Here is a 13,751-nt window from a genome sequence, read left to right as displayed (position 1 = left end):
GCTTGACGCGGCTGCTGCCCGTGACGCTATTGGCGGACGAGCCGGCTTCGCTGCTTACATCAGGTGTAGACACAAAAACCCCTATGGGTAGATAGATGACCTTCGCCGGGGGTGCAGTCGACACGGAAATGCCGTAATTCGCACACACCGGGTTACCGGATCCATTGACCAGGCAGTCCTAATACTAGTCCCACCGCGGCAGCCCGGCTTAATCAGCCCAGTTCGGTATCCGCCAGGGATTGGCGCCGGACGGCCAGCACACGCTGCACCACCGTGATGAGGCTCGCCACGGCCAGCAGGATGAGCGTCACGAACAGGACGATGCTCGGCAGCCCCAAGCCCGTGAAGCCGGTGACCACAAGCACGGAGACCAGCCGCTCGGCGCGTTCAGCAATGCCGACATTCGCCTGGAAGCCGAGTGATTCCGCCTTGGCCCGGACATAGGACACCACCATGCCCAGCACAAGGCAGACGACGGCGCTAACGGCTATCCCTGTCTCCGCTCCGCCGGTGAAAAACCAGATGGCGACGCCGGCGAACAGGGCTCCGTCAGCGAGCCGGTCCAGCGTGGAGTCCAGGAAGTTGCCCCAGCGGCCTCCGCGGTCCTGCATCCGCGCCATGATGCCGTCGATGACATCGGAGAAGATGAAGGCTGTGATGAAGATGGTCCCCCACCACAGCTGCCCCAGCGGGTAGAAGACGAGGGCACCGACCACCACGCCCGCCGTTCCGACAATGGTGATGGCATCCGGGGAAACGCCAATTTTGAGAAGCCAGCGGGCAAGCGGGGAGAACAGCGCGGTGAAGAAACCGCGGGCATGCCTATTCAGCATGCGTCTCCCCCGGCCAGGCCTCGGCCACCTGCTGGCGGACCTCGTCGAGGGTCTGGGTGATCGCCTTGGTCTGGGCGATGATCGGGAAGAAGTTCCCGTCCCCGCCCCACCGCGGAACGATGTGCTGGTGCAGGTGCCCGGCAATGCCCGCACCGCCCACCACGCCCTGGTTCATGCCCAGGTTGAACCCGCCCGGATTCGCCACCTTCCGCAGCACGCGCATGGCGGTCTGGGTGAGCTCGGCGAATTCGGCGGTCTCCTCGACTGTCAGGTCCGTGTAGTCCGGAACGTGCCGGTAGGGGCAGACCAGCAGATGGCCCGGGTTGTAGGGGAAAAGGTTCAGCACCACATAGCTGGTGCGGCCGCGGTACACGATCAGGGATTCCTCATCGGTGCGCGCCGGCGCCATGCAGAACGGGCAGTCGTCCTGATTCTTGAACTGGTGTTGCCCGCCCTTGATGTACGCCATACGGTGCGGAGTCCACAGGCGCTGGAAGGCATCCGGAACACCGGCGAGGCCAAAGTCGTCCGTCGCCTCGGCATCGCCCGGATAGCCCGCGTCTGTGTTCTCCTGCACTATGTGCCTCTCCCCCTGGCTAGCTGGTCCGGTTGCGGACGGCGTCCACGATCCGCTGGACGGCCTCGGCCACCGGCACGCCATTGTCCTGGCTGCCGTCACGGAAGCGGAAGGAGACCGCCCCCGCCTCGGCGTCCTCGCCGCCGGCGATCAGCACGAACGGGATCTTGTCCTTGCTGGCCGTGCGGATCTTCTTCGGGAAGCGGTCGGAGGAGATGTCGACCTCGGCGCGGATCCCGGCGGCCTTGAGCTGGTCCACGACGTCGAACATGTAGTCGTTGAAGGCTTCCGCCACTGGAATCCCCACAACCTGGACCGGAGCCAGCCAGGCCGGGAAGGCACCTGCATAGTGCTCCGTGAGGACGCCCATGAAGCGCTCCACAGAGCCGAAAAGGGCGCGGTGGATCATGACCGGACGCTGGCGGGTGCCGTCGGCGGCCTGGAACTCGAGTTCGAAGCGTTCGGGCAGGTTGAAGTCCAGCTGGATCGTGGACATCTGCCATGTGCGGCCCAGGGCGTCCTTCGCCTGAACGGAGATCTTGGGGCCATAGAACGCGGCTCCGCCCGGATCCGGAACCAGCTCGAGACCGGATTCCTGGGCCACCTCGGCCAGGGTTCGGGTGGCTTCGTCCCAGGCGGCGTCCTCGCCCACGTACTTTTCGGGATCCTTGGTGGACAGCTCCAGGTAGAAGTCGTCCAGGCCGTAGTCCTTGAGCAGCCCGAGGACGAAGTTGAGCGTCTTGGTGAGCTCGTCCTTCATCTGCTCACGTGTGCAGTAAATGTGGGCATCGTCCTGTGTCATGCCCCGCACGCGGGTCAGGCCGTGGACCACGCCCGACTTCTCGTACCGGTATACGGAACCGAATTCGAAGAGACGCAACGGCAGCTCGCGGTAGGAACGGCCCCGGGAGCGGAAGATGAGGTTGTGCATGGGGCAGTTCATCGGCTTCAGGTAGTAGTCCTGGCCGGGCTTGCGCACGGTGCCGTCCTCGTTCAGTTCCGCGTCGATGTGCATCGCCGGGAACATGCCTTCCCTGTACCAGTCAAGGTGGCCGGAGACTTCGTACAGGTGTCCCTTGGTGATGTGCGGTGTGTAGACGAACTCGTAGCCGGCGTCCACATGCCGCTGGCGGGAGTAGTCCTCCATCGCCTTGCGGATGATGCCGCCCTTGGGGTGGAAGACCGGCAGGCCGGAACCCAGCTCATCGGGGAAGGAGAACAGGTCCAGCTCGGCGCCCAGCTTGCGGTGGTCGCGGCGTTCTGCCTCGGCGATGCGCTCCTGGTAGGCCTTGAGGGCTTCCTTGGTGGGCCAGGCGGTGCCGTAGATGCGCTGGAGCTGCTGGTTGTTCTGGTTCCCCAGCCAGTAGGCGGCCGACGATCGGGTCAGGGCGAACGCATTTGAGATGAGCTTGGTGTTGGGCAGGTGCGGGCCGCGGCACAGGTCGCACCAGACGCTGTCTCCGCTCTTGCGGTCCACGTTGTCGTAGATCGTGATGTCGCCGGCACCCACTTCGACGTTGACGCCCTCACCGGCCTCGGCGGCGTCATTCTTCTTGCCCAGCAGCTCGAGCTTGTAGGGCTCGTCCGTCATGGCCTCGCGTGCTTCGTCCTCGCTGACGACCCGGCGGACGAACTTCTGGTTCTGGTTGACGATCTTCAGCATCATCTTTTCCAGCTGCCGAAGGTCTTCCGGAGTGAACGGCTCTTCGACATCGAAGTCGAAGTAGAAGCCGTCTGTGATGTACGGGCCGATGCCGAGCTTGGCATCGGGACGCAGCTGCTGCACGGCCTGGGCCATGACGTGTGCGGTCGAGTGGCGCAGCACGTTGAGGCCGTCCGGGGAATCGATGGTGACGCCTTCGATCTCGGCGCCTTCGGGAAGCGGCTGGTCAAGGTCCTTCAGCTCGCCGTCGACTCGGGCAACAACGACGTCACGGCGCTCAAAGAAGAGTTCCGCGCCGGTGGTCCCGGTAGTCACCTTCATCTCTTCGCCATCAACGATGAGGGTGATCTGCTGGGCTTCTGACACGGGTGTCTCCTATTCAAAGTTAAGGCTTCATAGCTTGTGGCATACGGGGACCACAGCCAGCCTCGTCAATCGTATCGGTTACGGCAGAGGCCAGCCAAAGCGGCGCACGGGGAGGGGCGGGCCGAGGCAATCAGCCGCCCAGGCCCGTGATGGCCAGATTTCTGCTGATTCCGGTGAGCGGTCCCGGGAGCCGGAATTCGTCCGGGATTGTCATGCCGGGGTGGGGTTCCCCATTATCGCTGGGCTTATCATTCGAAGGATTGCCACTCGCAGGATTGCCAGGAGCAGACAGATTGCCGGCTTCCTCCTCCGGCACGGGAACCTTCTCCGGGAACGGCAGGGTTTCTATCCGGCTGAGATCCCAGGCCATGGTGGCACTAAGGCTGATCCCCCGGGGACCGGTTCTCCTCGTGGTTCCGCGGATCAGGAGCAGCCGAGTCCCGAACAGCAGGGAGCCCGCCTGCTCCTGGGCTTCGTGGAAGAAAACAGAGTCAATACATCCGGTCCCGTCATCGATGCTGATGAACACGACCCTGCGCCCCCCACGCATGGGCGGCGTCTGCGTGGCGACCCGGACCCCGGCCACCAGCACTTCGGTGCCGTTGCGCAGCCCGAGGAGTTTGTCTGCGGTGGTGACGCCCAGCCTGTCCAGAAGCGGCCGGTGGCTCGACATCAGATGCTCGCTGACATCAACCGCCATCAGGTCAAGCTCAGCCCTGACGTTTTCAATCATGGTAGGCGGCGGGAGTTCTGCCTTGACGTTCAGCAGTTCAACATCTCCCAGGGGCAGGGCCAGCTGGCCCTCAATGACGTCCATTCCTTTCTTGGTCTGGCGGTTCTGCAGGTTCTGAAGATGCTGGACAAGGTCGGCCCTGTTGGCGGCCCCGCCGGATTCGCGGTGCAGCGAATCGAAAGCGCCCAGCTGGGCGAGCCGCTTGATGCTCGGCTTGGTCAGCCTGGACCGCGCCCTGAGATCAGCCAGGGAGTCATATGGCTGCCCGGCCACGATCCTCTTCAGCTCAGCTCCGGAGAGGCCGAAGATCCCTTTCAGGCTCAGCCTGATGCCAAGTTTCCCGCGGTCCGGCCCCTCATCGATCCGTTCCACCCGGTACTCAGCCCCGCTGCAGTTGATGTCCAGTGGAAGAATGGGGATGCCCAGACGGCGGGCCTCGGCGACAAGGAGGCGCTTGGGGTACATGCCGGGATCGTGTTCCCAAAGTCCGGCAAGGAACGCCTCCGGATGATGGGCTTTCAGCCAGGCTGACTGGTAGGTGGGCACGGCAAAGGCCGCGCCGTGTGCCTTGCAGAACCCGAAGCTGCCAAAAGCCTTGAGGGTTTCCCAGACCTTGTCCACCACTTCCGGGGTGTAGTTGTTTTCCCGTGCCTTCTGCCGGAAATATTCCTCGACCTTCGGCTCAAGCTCCTCGTTCCCCAGGGCACGGCGGAATTCGTCGGCCCTGGCCAGCCCGCAGTGAGTCATGACGTCAAAGGTTTTGAGAATCTGCTCGTGGAACACGGTCACTCCGTGGGTTTCCTGCAGCACGGGCTTCAGATCCGGATGAGGGTAGACCTCCGGCGCGAACCCGTGCCGGTGCTCCAGGAACGGGCGCACCATGTCCGATTTCATGGGTCCAGGACGGAACAGGGAGATATCAATGATGAGGTCATTGAAATCCCGGGGCGCCATTTTGCCCACAAGTTCACGCTGGCCGGGCGATTCGATCTGGAAACACCCCAGCGTATGAGTGCTCCGGATGAGTTCATAGGTAGGCTCATCATCCAGCGGCACCGCGTTGAGGTCGATGTGGCCGTCCTCGCTGATGTAGTCCGGCCCGTTGCCATCAGGTCCTGCAGGATGGGCGCCTGCAGCCACCACCTGTGCCTTGGACGGATGGATCCGGATGATCTCCCGGACGGCGAAAGCCATGGCGCTTTGCATCCGGACTCCCAGCACATCCAGTTTGAGCATGCCCATGGGATCCATGTCGTGCTTATCGAACTGGCTCATGGGCAGCCCCAGTCCGCTCGGCTGGACGGGGGTGCGGTCCAGCAGGGTCGCGTCGCCGAGGATTACCCCGCAGGGGTGCATGGAGATGTGGCGGGGAAGCCTGTCGAGGCGTTCAGTGAGATCAACAAGCAGGTCCAGCTGCTGGTTGCCTGAAAAATCCCGCTGCTCCACCCGGTCAGCAAATTCACGAAGCTCAGGCTTTTCCTCAAGCGCTTCCCGGAAGTTGCGCGCAGAGAACCGCCACAGCTGCTTGGCGATCTCCCCGACGTCGTGATCGTCCATTCCCAATGCCATCCCGGCATCACGGACGGCGCCCCGTGCACGATAACCGTTCTGCATGCTCATCAGCGTGACGCGCTCGGCCCCAAAGCGGTCAAAAATCTTTCGGTAAACGTTGTGCCGCTCAGCGCTTTCGACGTCGATGTCAATGTCCGGCAGGGTGGATCTGTCCCGCGACAGGAACCGTTCGAAAATGAGGTCGTGCTGCAGCGGATTCACTTGGCTGATATCGATCAGGTAATTGACCAGGCTTGAGGCGCCCGAACCTCTGGCGGCGGCCCTCACCCCCATGTCCAGGATCATCCGTGACACTTCCGCCACAGTCAGGAAATACGAGGCGAAGCCGAGGTTCGAGATGATCCTAAGTTCATGCTCGAGGCGGGCGCGCATCTCAGCCTCGGCCGCACCGGAAATCCCGGGGAACCGCCGCCCAACACCCGCCTCACACCTTTGCACTAGCTCGGCCAGGGGATCGCCGTCTATGCCGATCACCGAGGCTTCAGGCACCACGGGCTGTTTCCAGCCCATGTCAGAGACAGGATCCATCCTGCAGCGGTCGGCGAGCGCCTCCGTTTGCGCGAGCAGCACCTGAAGATCCGCCGCCCCATAGCCGGCGGCATGAATGATTTCCTTCCCCAGCTCCAGCATCTGCGCGGGCGTTTTCAGCCAGCCCTGCCCGGTTGGCTGAAGCAGCGGTGCGGCGGACAGCTCGGGCAATGATTTCAAGGTGCGGGCGGAGTCCAGGACATCTGCTGTAGCTGCTCCGTCCTCGGCGCAATACCTGACGGCGTTGGTGAGCACGGCAGGAACACTGTATTCCTGGGCGAGCTTGAGCATGCGGACGGCGTGGGCAGTGCTCAGCGGCTCCCCCGGGGCGCTGAGGTGGGAGACGATTTCGGCCACGACGCTTCCTGCCGGCATGGCGTCCAGCCAGCCCTTGAACAGGGTGCGCGGCCGGAGGTAACGGCGCCCTCCCATGGCGCGCCCGACGTCGGAATCAGGACCAATCAGCACGGTGAGCACCGGCTTCAGGGTCTCCGGGTCCAGGACCCTGGATGCCAGTTCTGCCCGGGTGACAGCAACGGGCACGACTCCCCCAGCCTTCCCGGTGGTGCGGGCGTGCGCATCCGAAATCAGCCGGCACAGCGCCTTGTACCCTGCCCCGTTGGTGTGGCCATGAGCGAGCACCACGACGCGGCCGGCGAGCTGGGTGCGGAGGTCTCCGCCGTCGTCGAAAACGGCGAGGTCCACCCCGATGACGGGGTCCAGGCCGGCAGCCATGCACGCCTTGAGGTGTTTTACGGTGCCGTACAGCCCGTCCCTGTCAGTGCAGGCAAGGGCGGTTGCCCCTTCACTTGCTGCCGACTGGGCAAGCTCATCAGGCCAGGAGACCCCATAGTGGGCGCTGAAGGCGGTGGAAACGTGGAGGTGGGTGAAGCTCATGCTGTCTTATGCCGGAGTGCATCGTGGATCCGGAGCAGCCTCCAGCGTCCGCTGCCGGTTTGCCGGACCAGATCAAGGGTCAGATGTCCAGGGGCAGGTGATACCGGTACCGGCTCCGGCGGACTTCCCGCTGGCATCACTTGGACGCGCCAGATCTCGTGATCCACCAGTCCAGGGCCGCTGCCCAGCGGAGCCCGCTGCTCCTCGGCCCACCACTGGCGGCGTTCATACCAGCGAACTGGTTCAGCACATACTGCGTACGTCCTGCCGCCCCATCGAAGTTCCACAGGCTGGCCATCAGGACCGCAAACCACGTCTACGGACTCGCTGAACATGCCCATAGGTGCCTCCGGAAGCCAAACTGAATCTGCTGCATTTAAGTTGCATAACCGCGCGTTCGAATATGTATTCGAATAAGAACAGTCTACGCCGGGCCACCGACAAAACCTAGATGGGTGTGGACGGACGACGGCTCAGGGGGCAGGATGGAGCCATGAGTTCCAATGACGCACTCCTGAAGCATGTAAGCATTGCTGCCAAAGACACTGTTCTGGAGGCCACATTCGATATTGACGGCAACATTCCAGGATCGGGTGCCTTTGTGGTGGGACTCGTCGCAGCAACTCCGGATTATTCGCATCAACGGAGGCTTGGAATTGAGTTCATGAATGGCGAGGCCGTGTCGATGTACTCGTTCAGCCATGACGGCTCTGAAGAGAACTTCGACGTCAAGGGTGTCGAGCACTCGGGCAGCACCATTACGGGCCATTTCCCCATGAGCACCATACTCGGGCTCGGCAAGGGGCACCTCATGTCAGCCTTCAGCGAGGCCGATGGCCGGGAGTTCCAGGCCGGGGTGCCGGTGGAAGAGTCGCTCTAAGCGCCTGCGGCACACGCCAGCCCTCACGCGCCCGCAGCCGCCTGGGGTGAGAGGGCTCGGGCGTGAGACGGGCTAGTGACGCGCCTGGACTGCTTGTTGTCCCTAGTTGTTGTCCTTGTGGATTCTCATCTCAAGTTCAATGAATTTTGAGATCATCGCCCGGTAGGTGCTTTCCACGATGTCCGGGTCGATTTCCTTTTTCTCGGCTGCGGCGCGGACGTGCTCTATCACCCGCTCCACCCGGCCTGGTGCCCGGACTTCCGCATCATCGCCCTTGAGCGTTCCCGCGATCCGGATGAGACGTTCGCGGCGCGCAATCAGCGTGACGATCTGGTCATCAACCTCGTCCACGGCGATTCGGACAGCGGCGAGCTGTTCCCTGTCAGCCTGGGCGCTTTTATCGACTCCGTGATTTGTGGACATGAGCATGACAGTATCGAACCATGCAGCCTCGAGTCGATTTTATTTCACTGGGAGTGCGAAGCGTTGCCGCCTCCCGCCGGTTTTATGTGGACGGCCTAGGCTGGCCGGTCCACCGTGAATTTCCGGAGGTGGTGTTCATCCAGGTCAACCATGGACTCATGCTCTCGCTCTGGGACGCCGGACAGATGCAGGCCGAGGCCAGGGTCGATGCTCCCGCATCCGTCCCCTGCATTACGCTCAGCCACAACGTGGGAAGTGCAGCCGACGTTGACGAGGCAATGGCACAGGCTGAGGCCGCCGGGGCCACCGTCGTCTCCAGTCCCAAGACGCAGCCCTGGGGAGGCTACACGGGCTACTTTGCGGATCCGGACGGCTTTCGGTGGGAGATCGCTTTTAATCCCACGTGGACCGTGGACGACGGCGGCCGGGTCACCGTCTAGCGGACGGGTCACCGCCTAGAAGAGCGCTGCCACCGGCTCGATAAGTTCCGGCGCGTTATTGCGCACATTGCCCACGGCCGGCCCCACTGATTCCACCCGCCAGCCGGCGGCGACCTCCTTCACACCGGAACGGACCAGATCCACCAGGCCCGCAGCGTCATCAACCTCCGGATCCAGCCAAGCGGCCATGGTCTCGCGGCTCATGGGCAGCGGGACGCGGTCATGGAGTGCGGTAAGTTCGCCAAACACGCTGGCTTCTGCCCCCTCCGGCGGGGAGTCCGCCGTCAGGATGGACATGGAAAGCATCCAGCGTGCCGGGTCCCCCTGGTCCTTTGACGGATCCTTCCACCACTCGTACAGGCCGGCAAACACCATGCCGCTGCCTTCCCTGGGATGGACGTAGTAGGGCTGTTTGTTCCGTCCTGAACCCTGCTTCCATTCGTAGTATCCGTCAGCCGGCACGGCGCAGCGCCGGGACTGCACCGCCTTGCGGAATGCCGGCTTCTCCAGCACGGTCTCGCTCCGGGCGTTGATCATTTTCGGCCCCACGCCGGGATCCTTCGCCCATGGCGGGACCAGGCCCCAGCGGGCGATGTGCAGCTGACGGGTTGCACTTCCATCGATCAGACGCTCCAGGACGATAGGAGCATCGTCCGTCGGTGCAAGGTTCCAGGATGGCGGGATGGTTGTCTCGTTCTCAAGTTCGGCGTCGAATTCTGCCAGCAGGTCCCCGACCGCCCTGGCCATCACGTAGCGTCCACACATGGCACCAGCATGCCATCGCAACATAAGCGGGGGAATACCGGCACGCGGGTTACCGTTGTCTGAAGCGAAACCGGCAGGAACGAAACCCAGACCCGAGGAGATCTCCGTGGACTTCACCCCCGAAGACGGCACCATCACTATGTTTTCGACCACCTGGTGCGGCTACTGCACCCGGCTGAAGAAGCAGCTGGATGCCCAGGGTATCGGCTACACCGAAATTAACATCGAAGAGGTTGAAGGCACGGCCGAACTGGTTGAGCAGATCAATGGTGGCAACCGGACAGTTCCCACCATTCTCTTTCCAGACGGCACCGCCGCCACGAACCCTTCGGCCGCCGAGGTCAAGACCCGCCTCGCGGCATAGCTTCAAGCAATCGCAGGCAGGGAGGCGGTCAGCGCAGTTGCGCGGCCGCCTCTTTTGTCAGCGCTGTGGCAATCCGAGTCAGCGTGGCCGATTCCATCGACCACTGCTGCCAGTACAACGGGACGTCCACGTGCCGCTTTGCGTCCAGGACCGTCAGATCCCCGGCGTGGAGCAGCTCCCGCGATTGCAGGTCCGGCAGCATGCCCCACCCGAGCCCGAGCTCGATCGCGCGCACGAAGTCCGAGGATGCGGGGACGTAGTGGCGCGGGGGGTACTTTGCCGCAGAGTCCAACCTGCCTTCCAAGTAACGGTCCTGAAGGGCATCCTTGCGGTCGAACACCACGACTGGCGCCCAGGACAACGCGTCATTAGTGAATCCGTCCGGCAGCCACTGTTCCACAAAGGACCGGCTGGCCACAGCGCGGTACCGCATGACACCCAGCGGACGGACCGTGCATCCCTGCACAGGCTCCGGATTTGAGGTGATTGCCGCCATCGCCGTGCCTTCCCGCAGCCGGTCGATCGAGTGGTCCTGATCTTCGATGGTGATCTCGAAACTTGCCCGCTCAACAGCTGCCAGACCCGGCAGGACCCACGTGGCGAGGGAGTCTGCATTGATGACCAGCGGAATGCGCGGGCGCGCTCCGGCTCCCTCAAGACCCAGTTCGTCCATGGCTTCGCTCTCGAGCAGGGCCACTTGGCGGGACAGCCGAACCACCACCCTTCCGGACGTCGTGGGCCGGACCGGCTTGGTACGGAGCAGGAGGATGCGTCCCGTCTGCTGCTCCAAGGCCTTGATCCTCTGGCTGATGGCGGACGACGTCACGTGCAGCGCGTCGGCGGCCCGGTCGAAGGTGCCATGGTCGATCACGGCCGCGAGGGTTCGGAGCTGCTCCGTGGTGGCTTCCATCCTGAATTTTCCTTAATAGAGGTAAGAAAGATTAGCTGTACTCATGATTCCGCGGCGCCTAAAGTCAGGCAAGTGGATATCACTAACTCCCTTGCAGCCTTGGCCACCGGGTTTGGCGCCGGCCTCTCCCTTATCGTCGCCATTGGCGCCCAAAATGCCTTCGTCATTCGCCAGGGACTGCGCCGCGAACACCTGGTACCCATTGTGGTGGTGTGCATCGCCAGCGACGCCGTCCTGATTGCTGCAGGCGTTGCCGGCGTTGGCCTACTGATCCAGGCCGCGCCGCTTACGCTCGTCATTGTGCGCTGGGCCGGCGCCGGGTTTCTCCTCGCCTACGCACTCTTTGCGGCCAGGCGCGCCCTGAAGCCGGGCGCCCTGAACAGTGCCGCTCCCTCCGAACGGACCACGCTGGCAGCAGCGGTGAGTGCCGCCGTCGCACTGACCTGGTTGAACCCGCACGTGTACCTGGACACGGTCGTACTTCTCGGTTCGCTCGCGTCCGACCATGGTCCGGAGGGCCGCTGGCCGTTTGCCTGGGGAGCGATCGTGGGAAGCACGCTCTGGTTCAGTCTCCTTGGCTTCGGCGCAAAGTTCCTGGCGCCTGTTTTTGCTCGCCCCGGCGCCTGGCGGATTCTCGACGGCGCCATCGCCGTCCTCATGGTCGTTCTGGCGGTGCTCCTTGTCGTTCCGTAACACACGCCGTTCCTTAACACAGGCCGTTCCGTAAGACACCCCAGTCTGTAAGACAGTCCGTTCTGTAGGACGGCCAGTAACAAAGGAAAGGCACCGCCGGCAGCGGTGCCTTTCCTTTGTTGCGCCTAAACCTTCTCGTGGATGCGGTCGGCCATCGGCTTCGGAACCTGGTGTTCCCTGCGGCGGGCAAGGAAGGCCCACAGTTTCGATTCCTCCGCCTGGACCCGGGGTTCCGGGTGTTCGGCAGGCGTCGTCTCCCGGCGCCCTTCGGGGTTCCGGACTGCGTCCTTCTTGGTTCCCCAGCCGAAATCCTCACGCGATGAGTAGCACATCACAGACCTCCTTACAGCGGCTGTACGTTAATCGTCCTCCGCCTGCAGCCGATCTGTCGATGGAATCACGGCAGGAAGGACCAGGTCATTTGTTGATGGGCTGGTCCCGGGTGAGGCTGATGGTCTGGCCGGGCATCAGCTCGCCAGCCGCCAGGTCAGCGAACTCGATCCAGGTGCGGGTCCCCGGGGTCAAGGGCCGGTTGGCGGCATCGAGTTCATCGAGGCGAAGATTGAAGCGGAACGCGACCTGGCGTCCGATGTCCCCGGCCGCCGTCGTGTACGTAACCGGTACGCCGTCGGCAGTGGCCGTAAAGGTTCCCCGCGCGCCGTCGATCTTCAGGTCGCCCGGCATCAGCCTGATCCGGGTTCCCGCCGGGATGGGCCGGTCGGCCTTCAACGCCGGGTTGTACTGCAGCAGCTGCCGGGTGGTGGAGCGGAACCGGTAGCCGAGGCTGTCCAGGGAGTCCCCGTCCACGGTGGTGTAGAAGTCGGCCCGCCCGAAGGCGTTGTTGACGGTCTTTCCGGTGCCGGCCCTGCTGTCCACAGGCTTCTTCTGAAGCTCGATCTGCTGGCCGGGGTGGATGAAGTACACGTTCCCCTGCTCGTGGACGTACGGGACTTTGTTGGCCTCCGCCAGCTGCTCCTGGGTGAGGCCAAAGCGGTACGTGATTCCGTCCAGGTTGTCGCCTGCGGACACGATGTAGCTCCTGGGGACGCCGTCGGCATCGACCATCGCGGTGCCCGTGGCACCGGCCAGCGGGCCGGCCGGCGGAATCAGCCGCAGCCTCATTCCGGGTGTGAGCGGCACCCCGGGTGTGAGGTCATTGAACGCGGCGATCTTGGCCTCGGAGATCCCAAACTCCTTGGTCAGGGCGGCGTAGGTGTCACCCGCCGCCGTCGTGTAGAAATCGATGTTCCCGAACGAATCCGCCACCCTGGGCCCCGTCAGTGGTTGCAGTGCGGGAACAGCCGCTTGTTTGACGGTTCCGGCAGTCACCGGCGCCTCCGGATCGGTCACCCGTGCACCCTGTCCGTCACATCCCGAGAGCGCGCCGGTAAGGGCGCCAGCGAGTACGACGGCGAGCGCCAGACTTTTCGCTGAGACGGCCAGAATTTCCGGCCTTCTTTTCGCACATCCCGTTTCAACCATCGCTGTCCCCCCAATCCTCCGGCGAGAGAAGTCCGCGCCAAGCACGCACTCGAGCATACGCTAGGGACCGGCTCCAGAACCCAGCTGCCGTTTGATGTCCTCGATCTCGTCCTTCAGCCTCTCGACCGTGAGCTGGTATCGGGCGAACTCTGCCCTGCGGCGCCTCGCCTCGGCATAGCTCATGGCGATGGCGAGCATGGCCAAAGGGAGGGCTATCAGCAGTGCCCAGCCGGCTGCGGCGAAGAATTCCAGTGCAACTGGAAGGGAGCGCTTGAACGCCAGGAAATCATTCACCCCGCCTACGACACCGCTCAAAAAGGACTCCAGGGGTCCCATGAACTGCCCTACAACCGGGGCACCGGACAGCGAGGGCGCACTTAATGGAGGTTCTCCGCCGCCGCCCCAGCGGGCATCACCGTAGTGGTACAAAACGTAGAGCCCGGCCCCGACGTTGACGGCAACGAAAAGCAGGACAGAACCAAGCGCGGCCCAGTGAAACCTGTGCGGACGCCAGACAGTCATGGTGAGTCCGAAGACAAGTGCCGCGGCCCAGGGAAGAGTGCGGAGCCCTTCTTCGCTGATGCCGCTCAACAAATCCACTGAACTACCTTCCCCTTGGGCGCCA

Annotated in this window: 15 protein-coding genes; 4 read left to right on the top strand and 11 right to left on the bottom strand. The window is 63.4% G+C overall.

The annotated features are described in order from the left end of the window. Positions 1-212 precede the first annotated feature (212 nt). From pgsA to J7E80_RS23895, 5 genes are all read right to left on the bottom strand, one after another. Entirely contained in the window at positions 213-833 is a 621-nt protein-coding gene (pgsA, locus tag J7E80_RS15835; RefSeq protein WP_215053200.1) for a phosphatidylinositol phosphate synthase, read from the bottom strand. After that, on the bottom strand, positions 823-1,410 hold the full coding sequence (locus tag J7E80_RS15830; protein WP_215053199.1) for an HIT domain-containing protein: 588 nt from the start codon (positions 1,408-1,410) through the stop codon (positions 823-825). The genes pgsA and J7E80_RS15830 overlap by 11 nt, the downstream gene beginning before the upstream one ends. A 19-nt stretch (positions 1,411-1,429) precedes the next feature. Continuing rightward, complete coding sequence (gene thrS, locus J7E80_RS15825; protein WP_251036971.1) at positions 1,430-3,394, bottom strand: threonine--tRNA ligase; 1,965 nt, start codon at positions 3,392-3,394, stop codon at positions 1,430-1,432. A gap of 175 nt (positions 3,395-3,569) precedes the next feature. After that, positions 3,570-7,169, bottom strand: a complete 3,600-nt coding sequence (locus tag J7E80_RS15820; protein ID WP_215053197.1) for a DNA polymerase III subunit alpha — start codon at positions 7,167-7,169, stop codon at positions 3,570-3,572. After that, positions 7,166-7,510 carry a DUF6504 family protein gene (locus J7E80_RS23895; RefSeq protein WP_251036962.1) on the bottom strand — a complete coding sequence of 115 codons (345 nt, stop codon included), beginning with the start codon at positions 7,508-7,510 and terminating at the stop codon, positions 7,166-7,168. The genes J7E80_RS15820 and J7E80_RS23895 overlap by 4 nt, the downstream gene beginning before the upstream one ends. A 152-nt stretch (positions 7,511-7,662) precedes the next feature. On the opposite strand from J7E80_RS23895, the gene J7E80_RS15815 reads away from it, so the two are divergent. Beyond that, positions 7,663-8,049 carry a hypothetical protein gene (locus J7E80_RS15815; protein ID WP_215053196.1) on the top strand — a complete coding sequence of 129 codons (387 nt, stop codon included), beginning with the start codon at positions 7,663-7,665 and terminating at the stop codon, positions 8,047-8,049. 102 nt (positions 8,050-8,151) lie between these two features. Here J7E80_RS15815 and J7E80_RS15810 read toward each other — a convergent pair whose 3' ends face one another. After that, a complete protein-coding gene (locus tag J7E80_RS15810) occupies positions 8,152-8,478 on the bottom strand; it encodes a chorismate mutase (RefSeq protein ID WP_215053195.1) in 327 nt (108 codons plus the stop codon). Positions 8,479-8,492: 14 nt separating this feature from the next. On the opposite strand from J7E80_RS15810, the gene J7E80_RS15805 reads away from it, so the two are divergent. After that, complete coding sequence (locus tag J7E80_RS15805; protein ID WP_215053194.1) at positions 8,493-8,912, top strand: VOC family protein; 420 nt, start codon at positions 8,493-8,495, stop codon at positions 8,910-8,912. Positions 8,913-8,927: 15 nt separating this feature from the next. Here J7E80_RS15805 and J7E80_RS15800 read toward each other — a convergent pair whose 3' ends face one another. Next, positions 8,928-9,677, bottom strand: a complete 750-nt coding sequence (locus J7E80_RS15800; RefSeq protein WP_215053193.1) for an SOS response-associated peptidase — start codon at positions 9,675-9,677, stop codon at positions 8,928-8,930. Between the two features lie 106 nt (positions 9,678-9,783). Here J7E80_RS15800 and J7E80_RS15795 point away from each other — a divergent pair, with 106 nt between their 5' ends. Continuing rightward, positions 9,784-10,041, top strand: coding sequence for a mycoredoxin (locus J7E80_RS15795; RefSeq protein WP_215053192.1), 258 nt, complete (start codon positions 9,784-9,786; stop codon positions 10,039-10,041). A gap of 28 nt (positions 10,042-10,069) precedes the next feature. On the opposite strand, the gene J7E80_RS15790 is transcribed toward J7E80_RS15795, so the two are convergent. Next, entirely contained in the window at positions 10,070-10,951 is an 882-nt protein-coding gene (locus tag J7E80_RS15790) for a LysR family transcriptional regulator ArgP (RefSeq protein ID WP_215053191.1), read from the bottom strand. A 78-nt stretch (positions 10,952-11,029) separates the two neighbouring features. Here J7E80_RS15790 and J7E80_RS15785 point away from each other — a divergent pair, with 78 nt between their 5' ends. Beyond that, complete coding sequence (locus J7E80_RS15785) at positions 11,030-11,644, top strand: LysE/ArgO family amino acid transporter (protein WP_396020789.1); 615 nt, start codon at positions 11,030-11,032, stop codon at positions 11,642-11,644. A gap of 125 nt (positions 11,645-11,769) precedes the next feature. Here J7E80_RS15785 and J7E80_RS15780 read toward each other — a convergent pair whose 3' ends face one another. The 3 genes from J7E80_RS15780 to J7E80_RS15770 form a co-directional block, all read right to left on the bottom strand. Next, positions 11,770-11,976: a hypothetical protein gene (locus J7E80_RS15780; protein WP_215053189.1), complete on the bottom strand. Its 207-nt coding sequence runs from the start codon at positions 11,974-11,976 to the stop codon at positions 11,770-11,772. An 85-nt stretch (positions 11,977-12,061) separates the two neighbouring features. Beyond that, positions 12,062-12,994, bottom strand: a complete 933-nt coding sequence (locus tag J7E80_RS15775; RefSeq protein WP_215053188.1) for a LysM peptidoglycan-binding domain-containing protein — start codon at positions 12,992-12,994, stop codon at positions 12,062-12,064. Positions 12,995-13,186: 192 nt separating this feature from the next. Further along, the gene (locus tag J7E80_RS15770; protein WP_215053187.1) at positions 13,187-13,726 is read right to left on the bottom strand and encodes a hypothetical protein; all 540 of its coding nucleotides are present in this window, start codon (positions 13,724-13,726) and stop codon (positions 13,187-13,189) included. Between the last annotated feature and the right edge of the window lie 25 nt (positions 13,727-13,751).

It is taken from the genome of Arthrobacter sp. ISL-28 (genome assembly GCF_018613875.1).
Lineage (GTDB): Bacteria > Actinomycetota > Actinomycetes > Actinomycetales > Micrococcaceae > Arthrobacter.
The sequence above is the reverse complement of the archived record's forward strand: the minus strand, read 5'-3'. Positions and strand labels throughout refer to the sequence as shown.